Raw genomic sequence first — 26,443 nt, forward strand, 5'->3', positions numbered from 1 at the left:
AATAGCTAACCGGGAAGCGGATTACCCCGGCAATCGACTTTTTGGCCGCCCTGGTCCGAGCAGTATCGCCAGTTTACTGCCGCCGTTGGTGGTCTCCATCCAGATTTTACACACGCTGGTAAGCGGTACCGACAGCAGCATCCCGACCGGCCCCAGCAGCCATCCCCAGACCAGCAACGACAAAAACACCACCATCGTCGACATGCCCAGCCGGTGGCCCATCATGCGCGGCTCAAGGATATTGCCCAGCACCATGTGCACCGCCAGGAACAGCGCCCCGACCAGCATACATTCATAAAAGCCATTAAATAAAAATGCCTGGATCATGGGCGGTACGGCGGAGAGCACCGCGCCAATGTTGGGCACGTAGTTCAGCAGAAACGCCAGCACGCCCCACATCAACGCGAACTGCACGTCCAGCAACACCAGCCCCAGCCAGACGATCACCCCGGTCCAGAGGCTCAGCAAGGTTTTCAGCGCCAGATATTTAGAGACGCCTTTTAACGCGCGGTGCAGGCCAGCGATGTGGATCTGCGGGTTATTCAGCGCAAAGCGCAGTTTGTAGGGAACATGGCGGACTTCAAAGAGCATGAATACCACCGTCATGACCAGCAGCAAAATGCTGGCCATCGCGCCGGACAGGCCGGTCATCAGCGTGGTGGCGTAGGTCATTACCTTCTCGGAATCCATCCGGCGCAGCATCCGTTCCGGCGAGATATGCAGGTTGATAAACGGCATCATTCGTTGCAGGTCGACCAGCTTGCGCGTCAGCTCTTTGTTGTATTGCGGCAGCATGGTGGAGAATTCACTTAGCGACGCGGCAAGCACGCCAAACAGGGCCGTCAGGACAATCAGCATCACAATCACCACAATGGTGATGGCGACCGGGCGACTGACTCCCCGGCGTAAAAACCACGTCACCAGCGGGTTGAGAACGATGGCAAAAAAGAGCGCCAGCAGGAGCTGGACAAGAATATCGGCGGCCGCGTGGATCCCCGCAAGGATCACCACCAGACAGGCGAGTTTGAGGAGAATGTGTAAACCCGCTTTGTCGGGCTGGGTGGTTAACATGGGTTTTCCTTAATGTGGTTGCACGCTAAGTGTAGTGCGGCGCAGGCGCTTCGTCTGGGTCGATAATCTGAAAGTCGCTGCTGATTTTCTTATCCCGTCATGGTAATAGTGAAACACTGTTGCAAAACTCTGGTAGACCGTCATGCCCGAACCTGCCGCCGAACCGGCGCTAAGCGGATTGCGCCTCAATCTGCGCATTGTTTCTGTTGTTATTTTCAACTTCGCCAGCTATCTGACCATTGGCCTGCCGCTGGCGGTTCTGCCGGGCTACGTCCATGAGGTGATGGGGTTTAGCGCCTTCTGGGCGGGGCTGGTGATTAGCCTGCAATATTTCGCCACGCTGATGAGCCGTCCGCATGCCGGGCGTTATGCCGATCTGTTTGGGCCAAAAAGTATTGTTGTGGTGGGGCTGTGCGGCTGCTTTTTGAGCGGGCTGAGCTATTTTCTGGCGGCCACCACCAGCCATCTGCCGCTGGTGAGCCTGGTGCTGCTCTGCCTGGGGCGCGTCATTTTAGGCATCGGGCAAAGCCTGGCGGGCACCGGCTCGACGCTGTGGGGCGTTGGCGTGGTCGGCGCACCGCATATCGGGCGCGTTATCTCCTGGAACGGGATTGTGACCTATGGCGCGATGGCGATCGGCGCGCCGCTGGGCGTGGTGTGCTACGCCTGGTGCGGGCTGTATGGTCTGGCGATAACCATCATGGCGGTGGCGCTGCTGGCGATTGTGTTCGCGCTGCCGCGCCCGAAGGTGAAAGCCAGCAAAGGCAAGCCGCTGCCGTTTCGCGCGGTGCTGGGGCGCGTGTGGCCGTACGGGATGGCGCTTGCGCTGGCCTCGGCGGGATTCGGCGTCATCGCCACCTTTATCACCCTGTTCTACGACGCTAAAGGCTGGGACGGCGCGGCCTTTGCGCTCACCCTGTTCAGCTGTGCGTTTGTGGGCACACGCTTACTCTTCCCGAACGGCATTAACCGCCTGGGCGGGCTGAACGTGGCGATGATCTGCTTTGCGGTGGAGTTTATCGGGCTGCTGTTGACCGGGTTCGCCAGCGCACCGTGGGTGGCGAAAGTGGGCGTTTTCCTCGCAGGCGCGGGCTTCTCGCTGGTCTTCCCGGCGCTGGGCGTGGTGGCGGTGAAGGCGGTGCCGCAGCAAAACCAGGGGGCAGCGCTGGCAACCTACACGGTGTTTATGGATATGTCTCTTGGCATTACCGGGCCGCTGGCCGGGCTGGTGATGGCGTGGGCGGGGGTGCCGGTGATCTATCTGGCGGCAGCGGGGCTGGTGGCTGTCGCGCTGCTGCTGACGTGGCGGCTAAAAAAATGGCCCCCGGTGCAAGCACCGGAGGCCACGTCCTCTTCGTGAAACTTACTGGATCACGAGGGTATTGATGATGTTTTCTGCGGCGGTCTGCGCTTTCTGCTGGTCGTCCGCTGGCAGGGTGATCTGGATGGTCAGCAGTTTGTTATCCACCTTGCCGAGCACCACAGACGAGTAGGCGGTCTGGCCTTTCGCCGAGATGATGCTGTCCAGCTGCTGCAGCGTGTGGCCTTTCAGGTCGATAGACTTGTTGGTCACGACCTGGAGCTGCGGGTCGCGGCTGCGCTGCTGGTCTTCCAGACGTTTAGACAGCACGGCCAGATCTTCGCTGGTGTCGTCGCCCACAATCACAATCACGGCTTTCTGCCCGGTGGCATCGGAATAGACGTGCATGTTGTTCGCCTGGGTGCCCAGCTTGCCGCTCTGATCGGTCATATCTGCGGGCAGAGAGAAACTGAGTTTGCCGTCCAGCAGGCTCACCGGCTGACCGGTGGCGTTGCTTTCTGCGGACGCGCCCTGAGCAGGCGTTTTCGTGTCGCTGTTATCACAGGCTGCAAGACCCACAACCAGCAGGCCAATCCCGACATATTTAACCAGATTGCGCATTGACTTCTTCCTTTCGATAAACGGCCATAGCGGCTCATTCGTTCATCTTATCACAACTGATAAAGCGAACCCTTAACCTGCCTGCAATGCGGAGATTTCAGATTTATCTGCCAGCCTTTTCAACAGCATATTCAACAGCACGCCGTACATCGGCAGGAAGAACACAATGCTGATCAGCACTTTGAAGCAGTAGTCCACCAGGGCGATCTCCATCCAGTGCGCGGCCATGAACGCGTCCGGGCTGCGCCAGAAGGCGATGAAGAAGAAGGCCAGCGTGTCGCTGACGTTACCGAACAGCGTCGACGCGGTAGGGGCCATCCACCAGCGGTGGTTCTGACGCAAGCGGTTAAAGACGTGCACGTCGAGGATCTGCCCCAGGGCGTAGGCCATAAAGCTGGCGGCGGCGATACGCGCGACAAATAGGTTGAAGTGCGTCAGCGCCTCAACGCCCTGCCAGCTTCCCATGTAAAACAGGGAGGAGATAACGTACGAAATGAACAACGCCGGAAGCATAACCGCGAAAATAATGCGGCGTGCCAGCGGTGCGCCAAAGATCCGCACGGTTAAATCGGTGGCGAGGAAAATAAACGGAAAGCTGAACGCGCCCCAGGTGGTATGGAAACCAAAAATGGAGATAGGGAGCTGCACCAGATAGTTGCTGGAGGTGATCACCACCAGATGAAAAAGCGAAAGCCAGAACAACGCTTTTACGCGCTGCGATTGAGAAAACTGCGTCATATCGTGACCTTTTTGAACGTTGGGGTGAGGGAACCCAATAAAAACCGCCGCATCATACTGCTTTGACAGGACTTTGCAATGGCTAATTTTCACGCAATCGTTAACCTGTTTGCAATGCGGGCAGCGGGGCGTAAACTACAGCCGTTTTTTTAGCCTTGAGAAGATTATGACCGACCTGTTCGCCAGCCCAGACCATACCCTTGATGCCCAGGGCCTCCGCTGCCCGGAACCTGTCATGATGGTGCGTAAAACCGTACGCAACATGCAGACCGGCGAAACGCTGCTGATCATCGCCGATGACCCGGCCACCACCCGCGATATCCCCGGTTTTTGTACCTTCATGGAGCACGAACTGGTGGCGCAGGAAACCCAGGCCCTGCCTTATCGGTATCTGCTTCGTAAGGGATAACTCCCCGGCCCTCTCGCACAGTGAGAGGGCGAGCACTATTTTAAACCGTCGTTTCATTATTTCGCACTTTTGTGAAGTGCTTCACCTCCGCCTTTCCAGCCGTAGTCTAATTTTTAAGCGTCTAAAAATAAAACACCGTTTTAACGCTTACCTCACTACCCTGGAGCTGACTCGATGAAAACGACCCTCAAGCCGTTACTGGCCGCGCTGTGTCTGTCTGTTATTGCCTGCCCGGTTTCTGCGCAAACCATCAAAGCCGCAGACGTTCACCCCGAAGGCTACCCGAACGTGGTCGCTGTGCAACACATGGGCGAAAAGCTCAAACAACAAACCAACGGCGAGCTGGAGATTAAGGTCTTCCCCGGCGGCGTGCTCGGTGATGAAAAGCAGATGATTGAGCAGGCGCAAATGGGGGCGATCGATATGATCCGCGTCTCTATGGCTCCCGTTGCGGCCATCCTGCCGGACATCGAAGTTTTTACGCTGCCCTACATCTTTCGCGATGAAGATCATATGCACAAGGTGATCGATGGGGAGATTGGCAAGCAAATCGGCGACAAGCTCACTGCCAACCCCAAATCCCGACTGGTGTTCCTCGGCTGGATGGACTCCGGCACCCGCAACCTGATCACCAAAGAGCCCATCGTCAAACCTGAAGATCTGAACGGCAAAAAAATCCGCGTACAGGGCAGCCCGGTGGCGCTGGCGACCCTGAAAGATATGGGGGCCAACGCGGTGGCCATGGGCGTGAGCGAGGTCTACAGCGGTATGCAGACCGGCGTCATCGACGGCGCGGAAAACAACCCGCCGACCTTTATCGCCCATAACTACATGCCGATTGCGAAAAACTACACCCTGAGCGGGCACTTTATCACCCCGGAAATGGTGCTCTACTCGAAGGTGAAATGGGACAAGCTGAACGCCGACCAGCAGCAAAAAATCCTGACCCTGGCCCGTGAGGCGCAGTTCGAGCAGCGCAAGCTCTGGAACGCCTATAACCAGCAGGCGCTGGACAAAATGAAGGCGGGCGGCGTGGCGTTTCACGACATCGACAAAACGGTGTTTATCAAAGCCACAGAGCCGGTGCGCGCCCAGTATGGCGACAAGCATCAGGATCTGATGAAAGCCATCGCTGACGTCCAGTAACCCGGAGCGCGTATGTCCGAACTCTACCTGAAGTGGATGGACCGTCTGTACCTGCTCGCCATGACCGTGGCGGGTATCTCGCTGCTGGTGATGACGATCGTGATCCCGATTGGCATCTTCTCGCGCTACGTGCTCAACCGCGGCGAATCCTGGCCGGAGCCGATAGCCATTATCTGCATGGTGACCTTCACCTTTATCGGCGCGGCGGTAGGGTACCGCGCCGGATCGCATATCGCGGTGAATATGCTGACCGACCGGCTGCCCGCGGCACTGCAAAGGCTATGCGCGCGGGTGGTGGACCTGCTGATGCTGCTGATTTCCGGGCTCATGTGCTGGTACAGCTACTGGCTGTGCGTCGAGCTTTGGGAGCAGCCCGTCGCGGAGTTCCCGCTCCTGACCTCCGGCGAAAGCTATCTGCCGCTGCCGGTCGGCTCGGCCATTCTGATCCTGTTTGTCGTTGAACGCCTGCTGTTTGGCTCGCAGGAACACCGTCCTGTCGTGCTGATCGGCAACCACAGTTAAGGGGTGAACCATGGATGCATTCGTATTGTTATTCACCCTCGCCATTTTGCTGGCGCTGGGGATGCCGGTGGCGTTTGCCGTCGGGCTTAGCACCGTGGCGGGCGCGCTGTGGATTGATCTGCCGCTGGAAGCGCTGATGATCCAAATCACCAGCGGGGTGAACAAGTTTACCCTGCTGGCGATCCCGTTCTTTATCCTCGCCGGGGCGATCATGGCGGAAGGGGGCATCGCCCGGCGGCTGGTCAACTTTGCCTACGTGTTTGTCGGCTTCATCCGCGGCGGGCTGTCGCTGGTGAATATCGTGGCCTCGACGTTCTTCGGCGCCATTTCCGGTTCGTCGGTAGCGGATACAGCCTCCATCGGCAGCGTGATGATCCCGGAGATGGAGAAGAAAGGCTATCCACGGGAGTACGCGGCGGCCGTCACCGCCAGCGGTTCGGTGCAGGCGATTTTGATCCCGCCCAGCCATAACTCGGTGATTTACTCCCTGGCGGCGGGCGGCACGGTCTCCATCGCCACGCTGTTTATCGCGGGCGTGCTGCCGGGGCTGCTGCTGGGCGTCAGCCTGATGGTGCTGTGCTTATGTTTTGCCCGCAAGCGTGGTTATCCGAAGGGGGACAAAATCCCGTTTATGCAGGCGCTGAAGATCATGCTTGATGCCCTGTGGGGGCTGATGACGGTGGTCATTATTCTCGGCGGGATATTGTCCGGGATATTTACCGCCACGGAATCCGCCGCCGTCGCCTGTCTGTGGGCGTTCTTCGTCACCATGTTTATCTACCGCGACTACAAGTGGAACGAATTGCCGAAGCTGATGTGCCGCACGGTGAAAACGGTCACTATCGTCATGATATTGATTGGCTTTGCCGCGGCGTTTGGCGCGGTCATGACCTACATGCAGCTGCCGACGCGCATCACCGAGTTCTTTACCTCGCTCTCTGATAACAAGTACGTGATCCTGATGTACCTCAACGTCATGCTGCTGCTGATTGGCACATTGATGGACATGGCGCCGATTATCCTGATCCTGACGCCGGTGCTGCTGCCAGTGACCAATTCGCTGGGGATCGACCCGGTGCATTTCGGGATGATCATGATGGTGAACCTCGGGATCGGGCTGATTACCCCGCCGGTCGGGTCGGTGCTGTTTGTGGCGAGCGCGGTAAGCAAGCAGCGAATCGAAACCGTGGTGAAGGCGATGCTGCCGTTTTACGGCATGCTGCTGGTGGTGCTGGGGATGGTAACGTACATCCCGGCAATTTCACTGTGGCTGCCGGGGGTATTAGGGATGCAGTGACGCCGCTCTTCTCCCTTTCACCGTGGGAGAGGGTTGGGGTGGGGCATCAGGCCGCACCCCAACCCAATCCATGACCGGGTAGCGGCGATGCCTTACCCGGCCAACGGTTCGATAACGATTTTATTGTCGACGTAATAACCGCAGCGCGTTCGCCGTCACCAGCACCGTCGCCCCGGTATCCGCCAGCACCGCCAGCCACAGCCCGGTGATGCCGAGCAGCGTGGTCACCAGGAATATCCCCTTCAGCCCCAGCGCAATGCCGATGTTCTGGCGAATATTGGATCGCGTTGCCCGCGCGAGATCAATCATCTGCGCCAGCCCGGTCAGGCGGTTGTGGGTCAGCGCCGCGTCGGCGGTCTCCAGCGCCACGTCGGTGCCGCTGCCCATGGCGATCCCGATGGTTGAGGCTTTCATTGCCGGAGCATCGTTAATTCCGTCGCCGACCATCGCCAGCGGGGCGTGCGCGTTTAATTCCGTCACGGCACGCACCTTATCCGCAGGCAGTAACCCGGCTTTAAATTCGAGGCCCAGCTCACCGGCAATCGCCGCTGCCGCGCGCGGGTTATCGCCGGTCAGGATCACACCCTGCACGCCCAGCGTATGCAGGGCTGCAACCGCCTCTTTCGCATCGTCGCGCAGGGTATCGCGCAGGGCGAGCATGCCTTTCACCACGCCCTCCAGCACCACGACGACAACCGTCTGCCCGGCCTGTTCCAGCGTCTGGATCTGCGGGCTTAACCCGGTCGCCGGGGATTTATCCGCCGCGACGATAAGCACTTTTTTGCCCTCAACCTCGGCCTCAATACCCGAGCCTGCCAGCGCGCGCTGCGCGGTTGCCGGCGGAACCGTTAGCCCGCGAGACTGCGCTTCGCGCACGATTGCCTGCGCCAGCGGGTGGGTGGAGCCTTGCTCGACGGCGGCGGCCAGCGTCAGGAGAGCGTTTTCACTCATATCCTGCGGGTACAGGCCGGTAACCTGTGGCTTCCCGACGGTCAGCGTGCCGGTCTTATCAAAAGCGATGTGTTGCACCTGGCTCAGCTGCTCCAGCGCCGCGCCGCCCTTAATCAGCGCCCCGCGACGGGCCGCCGCAGCCAGCCCCGAGGTGATCGCCGCCGGGGTGGAGATCACCAGCGCGCACGGGCAGCCGATCAGCAGCAGCGTCAGGCCTTTATAAATCCAGCCCTCCCACGGCGCGCCAAAGAACAGCGGCGGCACGACAGTGACCAGCAGGGCCACCAGCATGATGGCAGGGGTGTAAATTCGGCTAAAACGGTCGATGAAGCGTTCGACCGGCGCGCGGCGCTCTTCGGCCTCTTCAATCAGCTTAAGAATGCGGTCGATGGCGCTGTCGCCCGGTTCGGAGAGTACGTTCAACTGCACCAGACGATCGACGCTGGTGGCACCGGCAGGCACTTTCTCACCCGCTTCGCGCTCAACCGGAATGGACTCGCCGGTCAGCGCGCTTTCGTCAAAGCTTGCGGTGGCGGTAAGCAGCGCGGCATCGGCAGGTAAACGCCCGCCCGCCGCGACTTCAATCACGTCGCCAGGACGCAGGGTAGCGATCGCCACCGTTTCACGACTGCCGTTCACCACGCGAATGGCGGTTTCGGGCTTGAGCGCCATCAGCGCGCTGACCCCTTTGCGTGCCCGGCTCGCGGCCCATCCTTCAAGGCGCTCGCCGATTAAGAACAGCAGTAGCACCATCGCCGCTTCCGCCGTCGCGCCGATGAACAGCGCGCCAATCGCCGCCACGCTCATCAACGTTTCGATGGCGAACCAGCTGCCGCTTTTCATCAGGCGCAGCGCCTGACGGGCAATCGGGAACAGCCCAACGAGCGTGGTGGCGATAAAGGCCAGGTTGCCAAACGGATGGTTGATCTGCTCCAGACCCCAGCTCACCGCCATCATGATGACGAGCGTTAACAGCGGCAGGTTTTCCCGCAGGAGAGAGGTTTTTTCGACCGGGGCAGATTCGCTGCGCAGGGAATAGCCTGCCTGGCTGACGGCGGTTTCAACCTGTTTGCTGACGTCGCGGTCGGCGCTGACCAGCAGCTTTTCGGTGGTGAACAGCACCTGAACGTGGCTGACGCCCGGCACCTGTTTAACCGCGTTTTCTACCTTGCGCGCGCAGGCGGCGCAGTCCATGCCGTTAACGACCCAGCTGTAGCGGCTGCCGGTGTCGGGCAGCGCGTCGTTTTGCGCCTCACACCCGGACTCGCAGCAGCAGTCGTCCTTCGGCGGTACCGGGCTGAGCTTAAGTGCAGAGAATTGTGGAACTTTTTTTGACGATTCAGGAGCAGACATAGCAGCCTCCGGCGAATGATAATTTTCTCATTAACCGGAGTATGCACTCTGGAGTCGACTCCAGAGTCAAGCGTTATTTAGATGTACAGCGACCGCACAATCAGGAAGTGCCCGGCAAAGTAACAGGCGGCAGCAATCGCGTTATCCGCGCGGAAACGGCGGCGATAGTGGCTACCCAGCCAGACGATATTCCCGAGCAGCAGCAGGGCTGCGCCGAAGAAGGCGGACATGGCCTGTGAAGTCGGACGGAAGAACCACAGCTCGCCCGCCAGCCACACCATCACCAGCGTCATGGCAATAAAGGTGCAGACCGGCAAACGCATCTCTTCCAGGCGCGTCCAGATCACGGCGATCAGCAGCGCGCCAATTGCCAGTAGCACCAGCGGCAGCGGCCAGAAGAAGGAGAGCGTCATCTGGCTGGCAAAATAAATGGTGTAGAGCAGATGCGACAGGAAGAACGCCCCCACGGCATACAGCAGGCGCTGGCGCGGCAGCAGGGTTAAGGCATCGCCAATCAACGAGGCGCACAGCCCGGCGAGCACCAGATAGCTGATGGCGTTAAACACAGGCGCTTGCCAGGCCAACAGCAGCAGGAGCAGCAGCGTGACGGGTTTAAACAACCAGCGCTGCCAGGCGGGGCCACGGTACGACGCATCGACAAAGAGCCATGCGGACAAACAGACGGCGATAAATGACCAAAGCATATTAACTCCCTGTATCTGTTAAGGCTGAATTCTCAGTTTCTGATTCAGTGTAGTGACGCGCAGAGGCGTTTGGCAATGCCGGGAAAGGCAAGGTATCCTCAATTCCGCATTATCTGATGGAGTATTAGTGTGAGTAAGATGCCGCTGTTTTTGATTATTGTGGTCGCCATTATCGTCGTTGCCGCCTCGTTTCGCTTCGTGCAGCAGCGCCGCGAAAAGGCCGATAACGATGCCGCGCCGCTGCTGCAAAAACGCGTGGTGGTGAGCAATAAACGCGAAAAAGCGATCAACGACCGGCGTTCACGCCAGCAGCAGGTCACGCCTGCCGGAACCCCTATGCGCTATGAGGCGAGCTTCAGGCCGGAAAGCGGCGGGCTGGAGGTGACGTTCCGCCTGGAAGCGCAGCAGTATCATCAGCTGACCGTGGGGGAGAAAGGGGTGTTGAGCTACAAAGGATCGCGGTTTGAAGGGTTTGAACCGGAGCTGTAATTTTTCCCTCACCCCGGCCCTCTCCCAAGGGGAGAGGGAGTCAATGTCCCCTCTCCATGTGGGAGAGGGTTAGGGTGAGGGCATCAGGCCGCACCTTACTTCTTCGCCTGCGCCTTAAACGTCTTCATCCACACCAGCAGTTCAAACACGCCAAAGATAAACACGCGCAGCTGCTGCCAGCCGGTCATCTGCGGCCCATCTTTCGGCAGGCCGTTTTTCAGCATCACCATCTGCAGGGCGTGCATGAAGGCGGTGAAGATCAGCGCGACGTTAACAAAGATATTCATTGGCCGCGGGAAAGGGTGCACCAGGTTGAGGATCAAAAACGCCCAGACGCCCAGCATCAGTAAGCGCCCCAGATTAATCAGTACCGGCATCGGATTCTCCTTGTGCCTGACGATGATACAGACGATAAGCGACCTGACCGGCCACTTTTTCGCGGTGCAGATCCCAGTGAACCGGCACCGGAGGCAAACCGTTTTCCACTTCGCTCTCGACGTAAATCAGCGCGTCATCCGCCAGCCAGCCATTTTGTTCCAGCAGGGATAACGTCTCTTCCAGCAGACCTTTGCGGAACGGCGGATCAACGAAGACCACGTTATACGGCGTGCCCTGTTGCGCGAGGAAGCTCAGGGTATTGGTGTTTACCACCTTCGCATTCTTTGCTTTTAGCGTAGCCAGATTTTGCTGCAGCGTCTGCGCCACGTTGCGCTCCATCTCCAGCAGGGTGGCGCTGGCGGCATAACGCGACAGCGCTTCCAGCCCTAACGCCCCGCTTCCGGCGAAGCAATCCAGGCAGTGAGCGTCTACCATTGACGGGGCAAGCCAGTTAAATAACGTCTCGCGTACGCGGTCCGTCGTGGGGCGTAAACCGGGGCTGTCCGGCACCGGTAATTTCCGGCCTCGCCACTGGCCGCCGATAATGCGAATTTGACCGGCCGGGGCGCGGTTGGGTTTCTTCATTTCAGGAAAGCTCTGTTAACAATTCGCCTGCGATTGCGGGCGGTGATGTCAATTAAGTAAAGTGTTAGACTATTTCATCATTTTTTTAGCTTCCATGTATATAGCGCCGCGAGGAGTGTAGTCGCAGATGGCAAAACAAAAAAAACGTGGCTTCTTTTCCTGGCTGGGCTTCGGTGAAAAAGAGCAAGAGACAGAACAGAAAACCGAAGAACAACAGCAGGTTGAGGAGCCGTCACAGCCTGAAACGCCTGTAGAAACCGCCGCGATCATTGAAGCGGAGCAGCCTGCACACAGCAAAGAAGAGATTGAATCCTTTGCTGAAGAGGTCGTCGACGTCACTGAGCAGGTTCAGGAGAGTGGAAAGCCAGAACCGGTGGTGATTGAACAGGTTGCAGACGTTGTCGAGGTTGCAGACGTTGTCGAGGTTGCAGAGGTTGTCGAAACGCCTGCGGCGGCCATTGAACACGAAGCGCTGCCGTTGCCGGAAGAGGTGAAAGCCGCAGAGATTTCGCCGGAAGAGTGGCAGGCCGAAGCGGAAACCGTCGACATCATCGACGCGGTGGAAGAAGACGCGGCACTTGAGCCTGAACTCACCGACGAAGAGCTGGAAGCCCAGGCGCTGGCGGCACAGGCCGCAGAAGAAGCGATTATCGTCGTGCCAGTGGAAGAGCAAGCGCAGGCCGAAGAGGCGATCGTTCAGGAGCAGGAAAAACCGACCAAAGAAGGTTTCTTCGCACGCCTGAAGCGCAGCCTGCTTAAAACCAAAGAGAACTTAGGTTCCGGATTTATCAGTCTGTTCCGCGGCAAAAAGATCGACGATGATCTCTTTGAAGAGCTGGAAGAACAGCTGCTGATCGCCGACGTCGGCGTGGAAACCACCCGTAAAATCATCACCAACCTGACAGAGGGCGCGAGCCGCAAACAGCTTCGCGATGCCGAAGCGCTGTACGGTCTGCTGAAAGATGAGATGGGTGAAATCCTCGCAAAAGTTGACGAACCGCTTAATATTGAAGGCAAAACGCCATTTGTTATTCTGATGGTGGGTGTGAACGGTGTGGGTAAAACCACCACCATCGGCAAGCTGGCGCGCCAGTTCGAGCAGCAGGGCAAATCGGTGATGCTGGCGGCGGGTGATACCTTCCGTGCGGCAGCGGTGGAGCAGCTGCAGGTCTGGGGCCAGCGCAACGACATTCCGGTGATTGCCCAGCACACCGGCGCGGACTCTGCATCCGTTATCTTTGACGCCATTCAGGCGGCGAAGGCGCGTAACGTGGATGTCCTGATTGCCGATACCGCCGGACGTTTGCAGAACAAATCGCACCTGATGGAAGAGCTGAAAAAAATCGTTCGCGTCATGAAGAAGCTGGACGAAGATGCGCCGCATGAAATTATGCTGACTATCGACGCCAGCACCGGGCAGAACGCCGTCAGCCAGGCGAAGCTGTTCCATGAAGCGGTAGGGTTGACGGGCATCACGCTGACCAAACTGGACGGTACCGCCAAGGGCGGCGTGATCTTCTCCGTGGCCGACCAGTTCGGCATTCCTATCCGTTACATCGGTGTGGGCGAGCGTATTGAGGATTTGCGTCCGTTTAAGGCGGACGACTTTATTGAGGCATTATTTGCCCGAGAGGACTAACAATGATTCGCTTTGAACACGTCAGCAAGGCCTATCTCGGTGGGAGACAAGCGCTGCAGGGGGTGACATTTCACCTGCAGCCGGGCGAGATGGCATTCCTGACCGGCCATTCCGGCGCGGGGAAAAGTACCCTGCTCAAGCTTATCTGTGGGATCGAACGGCCCAGCGCCGGGAAAATCTTCTTCAGCGGCCACGACATCAGCCGCCTGAAAAACCGTGAGGTGCCGTTCCTGCGGCGTCAGATCGGCATGATTTTCCAGGATCACCACCTGCTGATGGATCGCACCGTGTTTGACAACGTCGCTATCCCGCTGATTATTGCCGGTGCCAGCTATGACGATATCCGCCGCCGCGTCTCTGCGGCGCTGGATAAGGTCGGGCTGCTGGACAAAGCGAAGAACTTCCCGATCCAGCTTTCCGGCGGTGAACAGCAGCGCGTGGGCATTGCCCGTGCGGTGGTGAACAAACCGGCGGTGCTGCTGGCGGATGAACCGACCGGGAACCTGGACGATGCCCTGTCCGAAGGGATTTTACGTCTGTTCGAAGAGTTTAACCGCGTGGGGGTAACGGTACTGATGGCGACGCACGATATCGGGCTGATCTCCCGCCGTTCGTACCGCATGCTGACCCTGAGCGACGGGCATTTGCACGGAGGCCACGGTGAATAAGCGTGATGCAATGAACCAGATTCGGCAGTTCGGGAACCGGTTTGACCGCTTCCGCAAGCCGCAGGGCGGTGGGGACGGTAATCGTCATGCGCCAAAGCGTGCAAAAGCCGCGCCGAAGCCGAACTCCCGCAAGACCAACGTCTTTAACGAGCAGGTGCGCTACGCCTTCCACGGCGCAGTGCAGGACCTGAAAAGCAAACCGCTGGCGACGTTCCTGACGGTGATGGTGATTGCCATCTCCCTGACGCTGCCGAGCGTTTGCTACATGGTCTATAAAAACGTTAATCAGGCGGCGTCACAGTATTATCCGTCGCCGCAGATCACCGTCTATCTGGACAAAGCGCTCGACGATAACGCGGCGGCGCAGGTGGTCGGGCAGATCCAGGCCGAACCGGGCGTGGAGAAGGTCAACTATCTGTCGCGCGACGAGGCGCTGGGCGAGTTCCGTAACTGGTCCGGGTTTGGCGGCGCGCTGGATATGCTGGAAGAGAACCCGCTGCCCGCCGTGGCGGTGGTGATCCCGAAGCTCGATTTCCAGGGCACCGATTCGCTCAACACGTTGCGCGACCGCATCACCCGTATCAACGGCATTGATGAAGTGCGCATGGACGACAGCTGGTTTGCGCGTCTGGCCGCGCTGACCGGGCTTGTGGGGCGCGTCTCGGCGATGATCGGCATACTGATGGTAGCGGCGGTATTCCTCGTCATTGGTAACAGCGTGCGTCTGAGCATCTTCGCCCGCCGCGACACCATCAACGTGCAGAAACTGATTGGTGCGACGGATGGGTTCATCCTGCGTCCGTTCCTTTACGGCGGCGCGTTGCTCGGTTTTTCCGGCGCATTTCTTTCACTGATATTGTCAGAAATTTTGGTGATGCGGCTTTCGTCCGCCGTTACTGACGTGGCGCAGGTTTTCGGCACCAAGTTTGATATCAGTGGCTTAGGGTTCGACGAGTGCCTGTTATTGTTGCTGGTCTGCTCGATGATCGGCTGGATTGCCGCATGGCTGGCAACGGTGCAACATTTACGTCACTTTACTCCCGACTAATAAAAGCGTGATATAATCTTTCCCTGCACTGAGATGTTCGCTCTGCAGGGAAAGCGTCCCTGTTTGCGCTTCCCCGCTTTATCATCTCCATGTCACATTTTGTGCGTAATTTATTCACTGTTGCACTGGGAACTTGTGGATAAAATCACTGTCTGATAAAAGAGTGAATGCTATTCTCGTTGCTCAAATGCTTTGGCATGGTTGTTGCCTGATGGGGATAACCTGAGCCAGAAGAAATTGAATTGAGAGGAATGAATGACCAAAGAAATGCAAACTTTAGCTTTAGCCCCTGTTGGTAACCTGGAGTCTTACATCCGGGCTGCGAACACCTGGCCGATGTTGACGGCTGAGGAAGAAAAGGAGCTTGCTGAAAAGCTGCATTACCAGGGCGATCTGGAAGCAGCTAAGACGCTGATCCTGTCTCACCTGCGCTTTGTTGTTCACGTTGCTCGTAATTATGCGGGCTACGGCCTGCCGCAGGCGGATCTGATTCAGGAAGGTAACATCGGCCTGATGAAGGCTGTACGTCGCTTTAACCCGGAAGTGGGTGTGCGACTGGTCTCCTTCGCCGTGCACTGGATCAAAGCTGAAATTCACGAATACGTTCTGCGTAACTGGCGTATTGTGAAAGTTGCCACGACAAAAGCGCAACGCAAACTGTTCTTCAACCTGCGTAAAACCAAGCAGCGTCTGGGCTGGTTCAATCAGGATGAAGTGGAAATGGTGGCGCGCGAACTGGGCGTATCCAGCAAAGACGTGCGTGAGATGGAATCCCGTATGGCCGCGCAGGACATGACCTTTGACATGTCTTCCGACGATGACGCCTCTGACAGCCAGCCGATGGCACCGGTTCTGTATCTGCAGGATAAGACCTCTAACTTTGCTGACGGCATCGAAGAGGACAACTGGGAAGATCAGGCCGCGAACAAGCTGAGCTTTGCGATGGAAGGTCTCGACGAGCGTAGCCAGGACATTATCCGCGCCCGCTGGCTGGACGAAGACAACAAGTCCACGCTGCAGGAACTGGCCGACCGCTACGGCGTGTCCGCTGAACGTGTACGTCAGCTTGAAAAGAACGCCATGAAAAAACTTCGCGCCGCTATCGAAGCGTAATTTCTGCGAAGTCCCCGTTTAGCCGAAATAGTTCAGGCTGCAGGAAGGCGGCAAATGAGTGAATCCCGATGAGCTTACATGAGTAAGTGATTCGGGTGAACGAGAGCAGCCAACGTACCTGCGGCTTGAAATATGAAGGATAAAAGCCCCTGGATGTGAATCCGGGGGTTCTGTTTTTTTAACGCCCGCTCTGGCGAAATTTTACCCCCTGGCAAACACTTACTGATGCGCTACACATGCGATCTTCGGGGGGATAAGGTGAACAATAAAGAACTGAATGACCGGCGCTTGCAGGCCACGCCGCGCGGTATTGGGGTGATGTGTAACTTCTATGCCGATAAAGCCGAAAACGCCACGGTGTGGGACGTCGAAGGCAATGAGTACATTGATTTCGCCGCCGGGATCGCGGTGCTGAATACCGGCCATCGCCATCCTGCCGTTATCGCCGCTATCGAAAAACAACTTCACGCCTTTACCCATACCGCCTACCAGATTGTGCCGTACGAAGGCTATGTCGCTCTGGCTGAACGCATCAACGCCCGCGTGCCGATTGACGGCCCGGCCAAAACCGCTTTCTTCTCTACCGGAGCGGAAGCGGTGGAGAACGCCGTCAAAATCGCGCGCGCCTGGACCCGTCGCCCCGGCCTGATTACCTTTGGCGGTGCTTTTCATGGCCGCACCTTTATGACCATGGCGCTGACCGGCAAAGTCGCCCCCTACAAACTCGGCTTCGGCCCGTTCCCCGGCTCGGTCTATCACGCGCAGTTTCCCGATCACCTGCGCGGCGTGAGTTCCCAGGAGGCGATCAAAAGCGTTGAACGCCTCTTTAAAGCGGATATCGCCCCTGACCAGGTGGCCGCCATTATCCTTGAACCTGTGCAGGGGGAGGGCGGGTTTAACGTCGCCCCCGCCGATTTTATGCAGGCTCTGCGCACCCTGTGCGACACCCACGGCATTCTGCTGATTGCCGATGAGGTGCAAACCGGCTTTGCGCGTACCGGCAAACTGTTCTCAATGGAAAACCACTGCGTGAAGCCGGACCTGATCACCATGGCGAAAAGCCTGGCGGGCGGCATGCCGCTCTCGGCGGTCTCTGGCCGCGCGGAGGTGATGGACGCCCCCGCGCCGGGCGGGCTGGGCGGCACCTATGCGGGTAACCCGCTGGCGATTGCGGCGGCGCATGCGGTGCTGGACGTGATTGACGAAGAAGATCTCTGCACGCGGGCGGCGCACCTGGGACATCATCTGGTTGAAGTGCTGAATAAAGCGAAAGACGGGTGTCCGTACATCGCCGATATCCGCGCGCAAGGCTCGATGGTGGCGGTGGAATTTATCGATCCGCAGACCGGGCAGCCGTCGCCGGAATTCACCCGCGAGGTACAGGATCGCGCCCTGCAGGAGGGGCTGCTGCTTCTGAGCTGCGGCGTGTACGGCAACGTGATTCGTTTTCTCTATCCGCTGACCATCCCGGAAGCGCAGTTCCGTAAAGCGCTGGATATTATTTCCGCCTCGCTGACACGATAAAGCCAAAAGCCCGGCGCAACAGGCTGCCGGGCTTAGCACAGTGACATGTCAAATTAGCTATTCCAAAATCATAAAAATGCGGTATGTTTTAGCAGAGTATGCTGAAAAAGCGCGGTCAGTACGCCTATAAACGAAATAAAGCGCTACACAACAACATCACAATAATCGTAATAACCATAATAATGGGGATTCTCAGGATGAACATGAAGGGTAAAGCATTACTGGCAGGATGTATGGCGTTGGCATTCAGCGCCATGGCGCAGGCCGATATTAAAGTCGCGGTAGTCGGCGCGATGTCCGGCCCGGTAGCCCAGTACGGCGACCAGGAATTTACGGGCGCAGAGCAGGCGGTTGCAGACATTAATGCTAAGGGCGGTATCAAGGGCGAAAAACTGCAGATCGTAAAATATGATGACGCCTGTGACCCGAAACAAGCGGTTGCGGTGGCGAACAAAGTGGTAAACGACGGCATCAAATATGTTATCGGCCACCTGTGTTCTTCTTCTACTCAGCCAGCGTCTGATATCTATGAAGACGAAGGCATTCTGATGATTACCCCGGCGGCGACGGCACCAGAGCTGACCGCGCGCGGCTATAAGCTGATCCTGCGCACCACCGGCCTGGATTCCGATCAGGGTCCAACGGCGGCAAAATACATCGTTGATAAAGTGAAGCCAAAGCGCATCGCGATTGTGCATGACAAACAGCAGTACGGTGAAGGTCTGGCGCGTTCCGTGCAGGATAACCTGAAGAAAGCGAAGGCTGACGTGGTGTTCTTCGACGGCATCACCGCCGGTGAGAAAGACTTCTCCACGCTGGTGGCGCGCCTGAAGAAAGAGAATATCGACTTCGTGTACTACGGTGGCTACCACCCGGAAATGGGCCAGATCCTTCGCCAGGCGCGCGCGGCGGGTCTGAAAACCCAGTTTATGGGGCCGGAAGGCGTGGCGAACGTGTCACTGTCTAACATTGCCGGTGAATCTGCCGAAGGCCTGCTGGTGACCAAACCGAAGAACTACGACCAGGTGCCTGCCAACAAACCGATTGTGGATGCGATCAAGGCGAAGAAACAGGACCCAAGCGGTGCGTTCGTCTGGACCACCTACGCGGCGCTGCAGTCTCTGCAGGCGGGCCTGAACCAGTCAGCCGATCCGGCGGAGATTGCCACCTGGCTGAAAGCCAACTCCGTGGAAACCGTGATGGGACCGCTGTCCTGGGATGAGAAGGGCGACCTGAAAGGCTTTGAGTTCGGCGTGTTTGACTGGCATGCCAACGGTACGGCGACCGACGCTAAATAATACGGGTGCGGATTGATGCCCTCACCCTAACCCTCTCCCACAGGGAGAGGGGATAGTTCGGTGTTTTTCCTCCCCTTTGGGAGAGGGGATAGTTCGGTGTTCTCCCTCTCCCCGTGGGAGAGGGCCGGGGTGAGGGCACCAGCCCGCACAAATTTAACGCTTCTCCCACCCGTTCGTCTGCGCCGTAAATCCTAACGCCTGCATAAATGCCGCCATTACGCCGCGGTCTTCCACGCCCACGTCGGCCATCCACCATGCGTCTACGCTCGGGTTATCGCGCATCACCTCTTCAATCAAATATTGCCCCACGCCGCGACGGCGGGTGACGTCACGCACGCGTAAAGAGTCCAGCGCGCCCTGGGTGCCGCTCAGCGTTACGCGTACGGCGGCCAGCAGGCGCTCGTTAAAACGCGCGGCGTAAATACGGTGATTCTCATCAACGTCCAGCGAAGAAGGGGAGTATTCCGGCCAGATTTTGCCCAGGTCGATATGATCCTGGTCGCTAAAGGTCACCAGACGAACGATAGTCAGTTTCATTAGCTGCTTGTCCACATCAAAAAAAGTAAGGGCAGTGTACTCAATTTATCCGCCCCGAGGCTTTCTCTTTTTCTCCCATTAACCAGGTGATTAGTTTTTTGGCTGCGCAATGTGCAGTCTGAAAACGCATGGATCGAAAAATAAGCAGAATTTTAACCTGAAAGGTAGTGATTTATTCGGCGCTTTGTGCCGTTATTTTATGCTGCAAACCGCGCTTTTATTTGTTTATCTCTGCCTGATTTCAGAATATTATCTTTGCTTAATCGCCTGAAAAATAGAGATTTTAGTCTGGTTTTTGCTAAAAAACTGCGCTAAACCATTAAAGGCACTGGTAAAAATAGCGTTGTTCATTAAAAGTACAGAATGCTTTTTAACCATAATAAAACAAAATATAAACATCACGTCACGAATGGGGATTCACAGATGAAAAGGAACGCGAAAGCATTAATCGCGGGAATGGTTGCACTGGCAATGTCGCAAAGCGCGATGGCGGAAGATATTAAAGTCGCCGTGGTCGGCGCGATGTCCGGTCCGGTTGCCCAGTGGGGCGATATGGAGTTCAACGGCGCGCGCCAGGCCATTAAAGACATCAACGCCAGCGGTGGCATCAAGGGCGACAAGCTGGTCGGCGTAGAGTATGACGACGCCTGCGATCCCAAACAGGCCGTAGCGGTCGCCAACAAAATTGTGAACGACGGTATTCAGTACGTGATTGGTCACCTGTGCTCATCGTCCACCCAGCCGGCGTCCGACATCTATGAAGATGAAGGCATTCTGATGATTACCCCTGGCGCGACTAACCCGGAGCTGACTCAGCGCGGTTACGCGCACATCATGCGTACTGCGGGTCTGGACTCCTCTCAGGGGCCGACCGCGGCAAAATACATTCTCGACACGGTCAAGCCGCAGCGTATTGCCATCATCCATGACAAGCAGCAGTACGGCGAAGGCCTGGCGCGTTCCGTGCAGGACGGCCTGAAAAAAGGCGGCGCGAATATCGTCTTCTTCGACGGTATCACCGCCGGTGAGAAAGATTTCTCAGCGCTGATTGCCCGTCTGCAGAAAGAAAATATCGATTTCGTCTATTACGGCGGCTACTACCCGGAAATGGGCCAGATGCTGCGCCAGGCGCGTGCGACCGGCCTGAAAACCCAGTTCATGGGCCCGGAAGGCGTGGGCAATGCCTCGCTGTCTAACATCGCGGGTGACGCGGCGGAAGGCATGCTGGTGACGATGCCAAAACGCTATGACCAGGACCCGGCTAACAAGGCTATCGTCGACGCGCTCAAGGCGCAGAAGAAAGATCCGAGCGGTCCATACGTGTGGATCACCTATGCCGCCGTGCAGTCGCTGGCAACGGCAATGGATCGCACCGGCAGCAAAGAGCCGTTGGATCTGGTTAAAGATTTAAAAGCACACGGGGCAAACACCGTGATTGGGCCGCTGAACTGGGATGAGAAAGGCGATCTGAAGGGATTTGAATTTGGTGTCTTCAAGTGGCACGCCGACGGATCTTCCACGGCAGCCAAATAATAATCCCACCGCCCGCGCAATGCGGGCGGGTTGAGAAAGGTTACGTTATGTCTGAGCAGTTTCTCTATTTCTTACAGCAGATGTTTAACGGCGTCACGCTGGGCAGCACCTACGCCCTGATCGCCATCGGCTACACCATGGTTTACGGCATTATCGGCATGATCAACTTCGCCCATGGCGAGGTCTACATGATCGGCAGCTATGTCTCCTTCATGATTATCGCCGCCCTGATGATGATGGGTATCGACAGCAGCTGGCTGCTGGTCGCCGCCGGGTTTGTCGGTGCGATTGTTATCGCCAGCGCCTACGGCTGGAGCATCGAGCGTGTAGCCTATCGGCCCGTGCGTAGCTCCAAGCGCCTGATTGCGCTGATCTCGGCAATTGGTATGTCTATCTTCCTGCAAAACTACGTCAGCCTGACCGAAGGCTCGCGCGACGTGGCGCTGCCAAGCCTGTTTAACGGCCAGTGGATTGTAGGGGCGAGCGAGAACTTCTCGGCGTCAATCACCACCATGCAGCTGGTTATCTGGGTCGTCACCTTCCTGGCGATGCTTGCTCTGACTGTGTTCATCCGCTACTCCCGCATGGGACGCGCCTGCCGCGCCTGCGCGGAAGACCTCAAGATGGCGAGCCTGCTCGGCATCAACACCGACCGCGTAATCGCCCTGACCTTCGTGATCGGCGCGGCGATGGCGGCGGTGGCAGGTGTCCTGCTCGGCCAGTTCTACGGCGTGATTAACCCCTACATCGGCTTTATGGCCGGGATGAAAGCCTTCACCGCAGCGGTACTGGGCGGCATCGGCAGTATCCCGGGCGCGATGATCGGCGGCCTGATCCTGGGCGTAGCCGAAGCGCTCTCCTCGGCGTACCTGAGTACAGAATATAAAGATGTGGTGTCGTTTGCCCTGCTGATTCTGGTTCTGCTGGTCATGCCTACCGGTATTCTGGGCCGTCCGGAGGTAGAGAAAGTATGAAACCGATGCATTTCGCGATGGCGCTGCTCTCTGCCGCCATGTTCTTCGTGCTGGCGGGCGTCTTTATGGGCGTCCAGCTGGAGCTGGATGGCACTAAGCTTGTGGTCGACACCGCGCCAGATATCCGCTGGCAGTGGGTGTTTCTCGGCACCGCCGTGGTATTTCTGTTCCAGCTGCTGCGTCCGCTGTTCCAGAAGACGCTGAAAAACGTCTCGGGGCCAAAATTCGTACTGCCGGCGATTGATGGCTCCACCATGAAACAGAAGCTGTTCCTCGTGGCACTGCTGGTGGCCGCCGTGGCGTGGCCGTTCGTGGTATCGCGCGGGACGGTGGATATCGCCACCCTGACCATGATCTACGTGATTTTAGGCCTCGGCCTGAACGTGGTGGTGGGTCTGTCCGGCCTGCTGGTGCTGGGCTACGGCGGCTTCTACGCCATCGGTGCTTACACCTTTGCGCTGCTGAACCACTATTACGGCCTCGGCTTCTGGACCTGTCTGCCGCTGGCAGGGCTGGTTTCTGCCGCTGCGGGCTTCCTGCTTGGCTTCCCGGTCCTGCGCCTGCGCGGCGACTATCTGGCGATTGTGACCTTAGGCTTCGGTGAAATCGTCCGTATTCTGCTGCTCAACAACACCGAAGTGACCGGCGGCCCGAACGGCATTAGCCAGATCCCGAAACCGACCTTCTTCGGCCTGGAGTTCAGCCGCACCGCCCGCGAAGGCGGCTGGGATACCTTCAGCAACTTCTTTGGCATTAAGTACGATCCGTCCGACCGTGTGATTTGGCTCTATCTGGTGGCGCTGCTGCTGGTCGTCATCACTCTGTTTGTGATTAACCGTCTGCTGCGCATGCCGCTGGGCCGTGCGTGGGAAGCGCTGCGCGAAGATGAGATCGCCTGCCGCTCGCTGGGCCTGAACCCGACCCGCATCAAGCTGACTGCGTTCACCATCAGCGCCGCGTTTGCGGGCTTTGCCGGAACGCTGTTTGCCGCGCGCCAGGGCTTCGTCAGCCCGGAATCCTTCACCTTTGCCGAATCTGCCTTCGTACTGGCGATTGTGGTGCTTGGCGGGATGGGCTCGCAGTTCGCCGTTATCCTCGCGGCCATCCTGCTGGTGGTTTCCCGCGAGCTGATGCGCGACTTTAACGAATACAGCATGTTGATGCTGGGTGGTTTGATGGTGCTAATGATGATCTGGCGTCCGCAGGGCCTGCTGCCGATGACCCGTCCGCAGTTAAAGCTTAAAGAGGCGGAAGTGAAAGGAGAGCAGCCATGAGTCAGCCATTATTATCGGTTAACGGCCTGATGATGCGTTTTGGCGGCCTGCTGGCGGTTAACAACGTATCACTGGACCTGCACAAGAAAGAGATTGTCTCCCTGATTGGCCCGAACGGCGCGGGGAAAACCACGGTCTTTAACTGCCTGACGGGCTTCTACAAGCCGACGGGCGGCACCATCATGCTGCGCGACCAGCACCTTGAAGGCCTGCCGGGCCAGCAGATTGCCCGCATGGGCGTGGTGCGTACCTTCCAGCACGTGCGCCTGTTCCGCGAAATGACGGTGATTGAGAACCTGCTGGTGGCGCAACATCAGCAGCTTAAAACCGGCATCTTCTCCGGCCTGCTGAAAACCCCGGCCTTCCGCCGCGCGCAGGAAGAAGCGCTGGACCGCGCCGCCACCTGGCTCGACCGCATCGGCCTGCTGCAGCACGCCAACCGTCAGGCCAGCAACCTGGCCTACGGCGACCAGCGTCGTCTGGAGATTGTGCGCTGCATGGTGACGCAGCCGGAAATCCTGATGCTCGACGAACCGGCGGCGGGCCTCAACCCGAAAGAGACCAAAGAGCTGGACGAGCTGATCGCCGAGCTGCGCGATCGTCACGACACCACCATCCTGCTTATCGAACACGATATGAAGCTGGTGATGGGCATTTCTGACCGTATCTACGTGGTAAACCAGGGCACGCCGCTGGCAAACGGGACGCCGGAAGAGATCCGCAACAACCCGGACGTGATCCGTGCATACCTGGGTGAGGCATAAGATGGAAAAAGCGATGTTAACGTTCGATAAGGTCAACGCGCACTACGGCAAGATCCAGGCGCTGCACGACGTCAGCCTGCACATTAATCAGGGCGAAATCGTCACCCTGATTGGGGCCAACGGCGCGGGTAAAACCACGCTGCTCGGCACCCTGTGCGGCGATCCGCGCGCCAGCAGCGGGCGGATTGTGTTTGACGGCAAAGACATTACCGACTGGCAGACCGCCAAAATCATGCGCGAAGCGGTGGCGATTGTCCCGGAAGGGCGTCGCGTCTTCTCGCGCATGACGGTGGAAGAGAACCTGGCGATGGGCGGTTTCTTCGCCCACCGCGACCAGTTCCAGTCCCGCATCAAATGGGTATACGAACTCTTCCCGCGCCTGTGGGAGCGCCGCGTGCAGCGTGCAGGCACCATGTCCGGCGGTGAACAGCAGATGCTGGCGATTGGTCGCGCACTGATGAGCCAGCCGCGTTTACTGTTGCTTGACGAACCTTCGCTCGGCCTTGCGCCGATCATTATCCAGCAGATTTTCGACACCATCGAGCAGCTGCGCAAAGAGGGGATGACCATCTTCCTCGTCGAGCAGAACGCCAACCAGGCGCTGAAGCTCGCCGACCGTGGCTACGTGCTGGAGAACGGTCGCGTGGTGCTGTCCGATACCGGCGACGCGCTGCTGGCGAACGAAGCGGTGCGGAGTGCGTATTTAGGCGGTTAATCGCATTTTCCCCTCACCCTAACCCTCTCCCCCAAGGGAGAGGGAACCGATCGGTTTTCTCCCTCTCCCCGTGGGAGAGGGCCGGGGTGAGGGCATCAAACCGCACCGATCCCCTTCACACAACCATCATCCCGCTGACGCGTTGTTGTCATTTTTCTGTAAACAAAAAGTTATTTTTCTGTCATTCGAGCATGTCATGTTACCTCGCGAGCATAAAACGCGTGATATCGCGCATCCGGCACAATAAGAGAGATGACAATGACATCGTTACGACACACAGCTTTGGGTCTGGCAATTGGACTGGCTTTTGCGACGAACGCAATGGCCGTTACCACCATTCCGTTCTGGCATTCCATGGAAGGGGAGCTGGGTAAAGAGGTTGACTCCCTGGCGCAGCGTTTCAACGACACCCATCCGGATTACAAAATTGTGCCGGTGTACAAAGGCAACTACGAGCAGAGCCTGAGCGCGGGCATTGCGGCATTCCGCACCGGTAACGCACCGGCGCTGCTGCAGGTGTATGAAGTGGGCACAGCCACCATGATGGCCTCCAAAGCGATTAAGCCGGTCTACGAAGTGTTCAAAGACGCAGGCATTAACTTTGACGAATCCCGCTTTGTGCCGACGGTTTCTGGTTACTACACCGACTCCAAAACCGGCCACCTGCTGTCGCAGCCGTTTAACAGCTCCACCCCGGTGCTGTACTACAACAAAGATGCCTTCAGGAAAGCCGGTTTAGACCCGGAGCAGCCGCCAAAAACCTGGCAGGATCTCGCCGAGTACACCGCGAAGCTGAAAGCCGCAGGGATGAAGTGCGGCTACGCCAGTGGCTGGCAGGGCTGGATCCAGATTGAAAACTTCAGCGCCTGGCACGGCCTGCCGGTCGCCACCAAAAACAACGGCTTCGACGGCACCGACGCGGTGCTGGAGTTCAACAAGCCGGAGCAGGTGAAACACATCGCGCTGCTTGCCGATCTGAACAAGAAGGGCGACTTCAGCTACTTTGGCCGTAAAGATGAATCCACCGAGAAGTTCTACAACGGCGACTGCGCTATTACCACCGCCTCCTCTGGCTCGCTGGCGGACATCCGTCACTACGCCAAATTCAACTACGGCGTGGGCATGATGCCTTACGACGCCGACGTGAAGGGCGCGCCGCAGAATGCCATCATCGGCGGGGCGAGCCTGTGGGTGATGCAGGGCAAAGACAACGGCACCTACAAGGGCGTCGCCGAGTTCCTCGACTTCCTGGCGAAGCCGGAAAACGCCGCCGAATGGCACCAGAAGACCGGCTACCTGCCGATCACCAAAGCCGCCTATGACCTGACCCGCGAGCAGGGCTTCTACAGCAAGAACCCGGGCGCGGATATCGCGACGCGCCAGATGCTGAACAAGCCGCCGTTGCCGTTCACCAAAGGCCTGCGTCTGGGTAACATGCCGCAGATCCGCACCATCGTGGATGAAGAGCTGGAAAGCGTGTGGACCGGGAAGAAAACCCCACAGCAGGCGCTGGACTCCGCGGTTGAGCGCGGTAATCAGCTGCTGCGCCGCTTTGAGCAGTCGACGAAGTCTTAATTAAAACTAATCCCCCTCACCCCGGCCCTCTCCCCATAGGGGAGAGGGTGTAATCGTTCCCTCTCCCCATAGGGGAGAGGGTGTAATCGTTCCCTCTCCCCTATTGTACAGTCCGGGGACATAGCAGACAGGTGTTCGGGGACATGGTGAACACTTTTTAACATCCTTTACCCATGGTGATCGACTTTTTCTTCAGGTCGATCACCCCCACTTTCGT

Annotated in this window: 26 protein-coding genes; 18 read left to right on the plus strand and 8 right to left on the minus strand. The window is 57.9% G+C overall.

What is annotated here, in order from left to right; all coding sequences use genetic code 11:
• Window positions 1-21 precede the first annotated feature (21 nt).
• On the minus strand, window positions 22-1,071 hold the full coding sequence (locus FFS28_RS20810) for an AI-2E family transporter (protein WP_006177963.1): 1,050 nt from the start codon (window positions 1,069-1,071) through the stop codon (window positions 22-24).
• A gap of 142 nt (window positions 1,072-1,213) precedes the next feature.
• Here FFS28_RS20810 and FFS28_RS20815 point away from each other — a divergent pair, with 142 nt between their 5' ends.
• Window positions 1,214-2,431, plus strand: coding sequence for an MFS transporter (locus FFS28_RS20815; RefSeq protein ID WP_137903855.1), 1,218 nt, complete (start codon window positions 1,214-1,216; stop codon window positions 2,429-2,431).
• Between the two features lie 3 nt (window positions 2,432-2,434).
• Here FFS28_RS20815 and FFS28_RS20820 read toward each other — a convergent pair whose 3' ends face one another.
• Complete coding sequence (locus tag FFS28_RS20820) at window positions 2,435-2,992, minus strand: DcrB family lipoprotein (protein ID WP_006177958.1); 558 nt, start codon at window positions 2,990-2,992, stop codon at window positions 2,435-2,437.
• 72 nt (window positions 2,993-3,064) lie between these two features.
• The gene (locus FFS28_RS20825) at window positions 3,065-3,730 is read right to left on the minus strand and encodes a 7-cyano-7-deazaguanine/7-aminomethyl-7-deazaguanine transporter (protein WP_088209247.1); all 666 of its coding nucleotides are present in this window, start codon (window positions 3,728-3,730) and stop codon (window positions 3,065-3,067) included.
• Between the two features lie 166 nt (window positions 3,731-3,896).
• Between FFS28_RS20825 and tusA the strand changes: the two genes are divergently transcribed.
• The 4 genes from tusA (at window position 3,897) to FFS28_RS20845 (ending at window position 7,104) form a co-directional block, all read left to right on the plus strand.
• Window positions 3,897-4,139, plus strand: coding sequence for a sulfurtransferase TusA (gene tusA, locus FFS28_RS20830; RefSeq protein ID WP_042321664.1), 243 nt, complete (start codon window positions 3,897-3,899; stop codon window positions 4,137-4,139).
• Between the two features lie 174 nt (window positions 4,140-4,313).
• Window positions 4,314-5,285, plus strand: coding sequence for a TRAP transporter substrate-binding protein (locus FFS28_RS20835; RefSeq protein WP_006177955.1), 972 nt, complete (start codon window positions 4,314-4,316; stop codon window positions 5,283-5,285).
• 12 nt (window positions 5,286-5,297) lie between these two features.
• Entirely contained in the window at window positions 5,298-5,807 is a 510-nt protein-coding gene (locus FFS28_RS20840) for a TRAP transporter small permease (RefSeq protein ID WP_088209245.1), read from the plus strand.
• 10 nt (window positions 5,808-5,817) lie between these two features.
• Window positions 5,818-7,104 carry a TRAP transporter large permease gene (locus FFS28_RS20845; protein WP_137903856.1) on the plus strand — a complete coding sequence of 429 codons (1,287 nt, stop codon included), beginning with the start codon at window positions 5,818-5,820 and terminating at the stop codon, window positions 7,102-7,104.
• Between the two features lie 120 nt (window positions 7,105-7,224).
• On the opposite strand, the gene zntA is transcribed toward FFS28_RS20845, so the two are convergent.
• Window positions 7,225-9,408, minus strand: coding sequence for a Zn(II)/Cd(II)/Pb(II) translocating P-type ATPase ZntA (zntA, locus tag FFS28_RS20850; RefSeq protein ID WP_137903857.1), 2,184 nt, complete (start codon window positions 9,406-9,408; stop codon window positions 7,225-7,227).
• 77 nt (window positions 9,409-9,485) lie between these two features.
• Entirely contained in the window at window positions 9,486-10,112 is a 627-nt protein-coding gene (locus FFS28_RS20855; RefSeq protein WP_137903858.1) for a lysoplasmalogenase, read from the minus strand.
• A 129-nt stretch (window positions 10,113-10,241) separates the two neighbouring features.
• Here FFS28_RS20855 and FFS28_RS20860 point away from each other — a divergent pair, with 129 nt between their 5' ends.
• Window positions 10,242-10,601, plus strand: coding sequence for a DUF2500 domain-containing protein (locus FFS28_RS20860; protein ID WP_042321663.1), 360 nt, complete (start codon window positions 10,242-10,244; stop codon window positions 10,599-10,601).
• Window positions 10,602-10,696: 95 nt separating this feature from the next.
• On the opposite strand, the gene FFS28_RS20865 is transcribed toward FFS28_RS20860, so the two are convergent.
• Window positions 10,697-10,978, minus strand: a complete 282-nt coding sequence (locus FFS28_RS20865) for a DUF1145 family protein (RefSeq protein WP_006177949.1) — start codon at window positions 10,976-10,978, stop codon at window positions 10,697-10,699.
• Window positions 10,962-11,564, minus strand: coding sequence for a 16S rRNA (guanine(966)-N(2))-methyltransferase (rsmD, locus tag FFS28_RS20870; protein ID WP_102890060.1), 603 nt, complete (start codon window positions 11,562-11,564; stop codon window positions 10,962-10,964). The genes FFS28_RS20865 and rsmD overlap by 17 nt, the downstream gene beginning before the upstream one ends.
• 127 nt (window positions 11,565-11,691) lie before the next feature.
• On the opposite strand from rsmD, the gene ftsY reads away from it, so the two are divergent.
• The 6 genes from ftsY (at window position 11,692) to livJ (ending at window position 18,854) form a co-directional block, all read left to right on the plus strand.
• A complete protein-coding gene (gene ftsY / locus FFS28_RS20875; protein WP_137903859.1) occupies window positions 11,692-13,203 on the plus strand; it encodes a signal recognition particle-docking protein FtsY in 1,512 nt (503 codons plus the stop codon).
• 2 nt (window positions 13,204-13,205) lie between these two features.
• A complete protein-coding gene (gene ftsE / locus FFS28_RS20880) occupies window positions 13,206-13,871 on the plus strand; it encodes a cell division ATP-binding protein FtsE (protein WP_006177946.1) in 666 nt (221 codons plus the stop codon).
• Entirely contained in the window at window positions 13,864-14,919 is a 1,056-nt protein-coding gene (ftsX, locus tag FFS28_RS20885) for a permease-like cell division protein FtsX (RefSeq protein WP_137903860.1), read from the plus strand. Before ftsE ends, ftsX begins: the two co-directional genes overlap by 8 nt.
• Before the next feature lie 255 nt (window positions 14,920-15,174).
• The gene (gene rpoH, locus FFS28_RS20890) at window positions 15,175-16,032 is read left to right on the plus strand and encodes an RNA polymerase sigma factor RpoH (RefSeq protein ID WP_006177943.1); all 858 of its coding nucleotides are present in this window, start codon (window positions 15,175-15,177) and stop codon (window positions 16,030-16,032) included.
• A gap of 258 nt (window positions 16,033-16,290) precedes the next feature.
• Window positions 16,291-17,556, plus strand: coding sequence for a 4-aminobutyrate--2-oxoglutarate transaminase (locus FFS28_RS20895; RefSeq protein ID WP_088209279.1), 1,266 nt, complete (start codon window positions 16,291-16,293; stop codon window positions 17,554-17,556).
• Between the two features lie 197 nt (window positions 17,557-17,753).
• Window positions 17,754-18,854 carry a branched chain amino acid ABC transporter substrate-binding protein LivJ gene (livJ, locus tag FFS28_RS20900; protein WP_081047609.1) on the plus strand — a complete coding sequence of 367 codons (1,101 nt, stop codon included), beginning with the start codon at window positions 17,754-17,756 and terminating at the stop codon, window positions 18,852-18,854.
• A 153-nt stretch (window positions 18,855-19,007) separates the two neighbouring features.
• On the opposite strand, the gene panM is transcribed toward livJ, so the two are convergent.
• Window positions 19,008-19,391 carry an aspartate 1-decarboxylase autocleavage activator PanM gene (gene panM / locus FFS28_RS20905; RefSeq protein WP_058609763.1) on the minus strand — a complete coding sequence of 128 codons (384 nt, stop codon included), beginning with the start codon at window positions 19,389-19,391 and terminating at the stop codon, window positions 19,008-19,010.
• 423 nt (window positions 19,392-19,814) lie between these two features.
• Between panM and livK the strand changes: the two genes are divergently transcribed.
• The 6 genes from livK to ugpB all read left to right on the plus strand — a co-directional run bounded on the left by livK (window position 19,815) and on the right by ugpB (window position 26,226).
• The gene (livK, locus tag FFS28_RS20915; protein WP_006177936.1) at window positions 19,815-20,924 is read left to right on the plus strand and encodes a high-affinity branched-chain amino acid ABC transporter substrate-binding protein LivK; all 1,110 of its coding nucleotides are present in this window, start codon (window positions 19,815-19,817) and stop codon (window positions 20,922-20,924) included.
• Between the two features lie 47 nt (window positions 20,925-20,971).
• Complete coding sequence (gene livH, locus FFS28_RS20920) at window positions 20,972-21,898, plus strand: high-affinity branched-chain amino acid ABC transporter permease LivH (protein ID WP_006177935.1); 927 nt, start codon at window positions 20,972-20,974, stop codon at window positions 21,896-21,898.
• Window positions 21,895-23,172, plus strand: coding sequence for a high-affinity branched-chain amino acid ABC transporter permease LivM (locus FFS28_RS20925; RefSeq protein WP_137903861.1), 1,278 nt, complete (start codon window positions 21,895-21,897; stop codon window positions 23,170-23,172). Before livH ends, FFS28_RS20925 begins: the two co-directional genes overlap by 4 nt.
• Window positions 23,169-23,936: a high-affinity branched-chain amino acid ABC transporter ATP-binding protein LivG gene (livG, locus tag FFS28_RS20930; RefSeq protein ID WP_006177933.1), complete on the plus strand. Its 768-nt coding sequence runs from the start codon at window positions 23,169-23,171 to the stop codon at window positions 23,934-23,936. The genes FFS28_RS20925 and livG overlap by 4 nt, the downstream gene beginning before the upstream one ends.
• Before the next feature lies 1 nt (window position 23,937).
• Window positions 23,938-24,651 (plus strand): high-affinity branched-chain amino acid ABC transporter ATP-binding protein LivF, encoded by a 714-nt coding sequence (gene livF, locus FFS28_RS20935; RefSeq protein ID WP_137903862.1) that lies wholly within the window; start codon window positions 23,938-23,940, stop codon window positions 24,649-24,651.
• 258 nt (window positions 24,652-24,909) lie between these two features.
• Window positions 24,910-26,226, plus strand: a complete 1,317-nt coding sequence (gene ugpB, locus FFS28_RS20940; protein WP_042321653.1) for a sn-glycerol-3-phosphate ABC transporter substrate-binding protein UgpB — start codon at window positions 24,910-24,912, stop codon at window positions 26,224-26,226.
• Window positions 26,227-26,443: the final 217 nt, after the last annotated feature.

The organism is Enterobacter sp. 2VL (genome assembly GCF_005503595.1).
In the GTDB taxonomy this organism is placed as follows: Bacteria; Pseudomonadota; Gammaproteobacteria; order Enterobacterales; family Enterobacteriaceae; genus Enterobacter; species Enterobacter cancerogenus.

What these genes read in the sequence shown, in the direction of transcription:
- rpoH (WP_006177943.1), top strand. Translation starts at nt 15,175, where the DNA reads ATGACCAAAGAAATGCAAACTTTAGCTTTAGCCCCTGTTGGTAACCTG.
- FFS28_RS20865 (WP_006177949.1), bottom strand. Translation starts at nt 10,978, where the DNA reads ATGCCGGTACTGATTAATCTGGGGCGCTTACTGATGCTGGGCGTCTGG.
- FFS28_RS20840 (WP_088209245.1), top strand. Translation starts at nt 5,298, where the DNA reads ATGTCCGAACTCTACCTGAAGTGGATGGACCGTCTGTACCTGCTCGCC.
- livH (WP_006177935.1), top strand. Translation starts at nt 20,972, where the DNA reads ATGTCTGAGCAGTTTCTCTATTTCTTACAGCAGATGTTTAACGGCGTC.
- livK (WP_006177936.1), top strand. Translation starts at nt 19,815, where the DNA reads ATGAAAAGGAACGCGAAAGCATTAATCGCGGGAATGGTTGCACTGGCA.
- ugpB (WP_042321653.1), top strand. Translation starts at nt 24,910, where the DNA reads ATGACATCGTTACGACACACAGCTTTGGGTCTGGCAATTGGACTGGCT.
- FFS28_RS20835 (WP_006177955.1), top strand. Translation starts at nt 4,314, where the DNA reads ATGAAAACGACCCTCAAGCCGTTACTGGCCGCGCTGTGTCTGTCTGTT.
- livJ (WP_081047609.1), top strand. Translation starts at nt 17,754, where the DNA reads ATGAACATGAAGGGTAAAGCATTACTGGCAGGATGTATGGCGTTGGCA.
- FFS28_RS20925 (WP_137903861.1), top strand. Translation starts at nt 21,895, where the DNA reads ATGAAACCGATGCATTTCGCGATGGCGCTGCTCTCTGCCGCCATGTTC.
- ftsE (WP_006177946.1), top strand. Translation starts at nt 13,206, where the DNA reads ATGATTCGCTTTGAACACGTCAGCAAGGCCTATCTCGGTGGGAGACAA.
- livG (WP_006177933.1), top strand. Translation starts at nt 23,169, where the DNA reads ATGAGTCAGCCATTATTATCGGTTAACGGCCTGATGATGCGTTTTGGC.
- FFS28_RS20855 (WP_137903858.1), bottom strand. Translation starts at nt 10,112, where the DNA reads ATGCTTTGGTCATTTATCGCCGTCTGTTTGTCCGCATGGCTCTTTGTC.
- zntA (WP_137903857.1), bottom strand. Translation starts at nt 9,408, where the DNA reads ATGTCTGCTCCTGAATCGTCAAAAAAAGTTCCACAATTCTCTGCACTT.
- panM (WP_058609763.1), bottom strand. Translation starts at nt 19,391, where the DNA reads ATGAAACTGACTATCGTTCGTCTGGTGACCTTTAGCGACCAGGATCAT.
- FFS28_RS20825 (WP_088209247.1), bottom strand. Translation starts at nt 3,730, where the DNA reads ATGACGCAGTTTTCTCAATCGCAGCGCGTAAAAGCGTTGTTCTGGCTT.
- livF (WP_137903862.1), top strand. Translation starts at nt 23,938, where the DNA reads ATGGAAAAAGCGATGTTAACGTTCGATAAGGTCAACGCGCACTACGGC.
- tusA (WP_042321664.1), top strand. Translation starts at nt 3,897, where the DNA reads ATGACCGACCTGTTCGCCAGCCCAGACCATACCCTTGATGCCCAGGGC.
- FFS28_RS20810 (WP_006177963.1), bottom strand. Translation starts at nt 1,071, where the DNA reads ATGTTAACCACCCAGCCCGACAAAGCGGGTTTACACATTCTCCTCAAA.
- FFS28_RS20815 (WP_137903855.1), top strand. Translation starts at nt 1,214, where the DNA reads ATGCCCGAACCTGCCGCCGAACCGGCGCTAAGCGGATTGCGCCTCAAT.
- FFS28_RS20845 (WP_137903856.1), top strand. Translation starts at nt 5,818, where the DNA reads ATGGATGCATTCGTATTGTTATTCACCCTCGCCATTTTGCTGGCGCTG.
- ftsY (WP_137903859.1), top strand. Translation starts at nt 11,692, where the DNA reads ATGGCAAAACAAAAAAAACGTGGCTTCTTTTCCTGGCTGGGCTTCGGT.
- rsmD (WP_102890060.1), bottom strand. Translation starts at nt 11,564, where the DNA reads ATGAAGAAACCCAACCGCGCCCCGGCCGGTCAAATTCGCATTATCGGC.
- FFS28_RS20820 (WP_006177958.1), bottom strand. Translation starts at nt 2,992, where the DNA reads ATGCGCAATCTGGTTAAATATGTCGGGATTGGCCTGCTGGTTGTGGGT.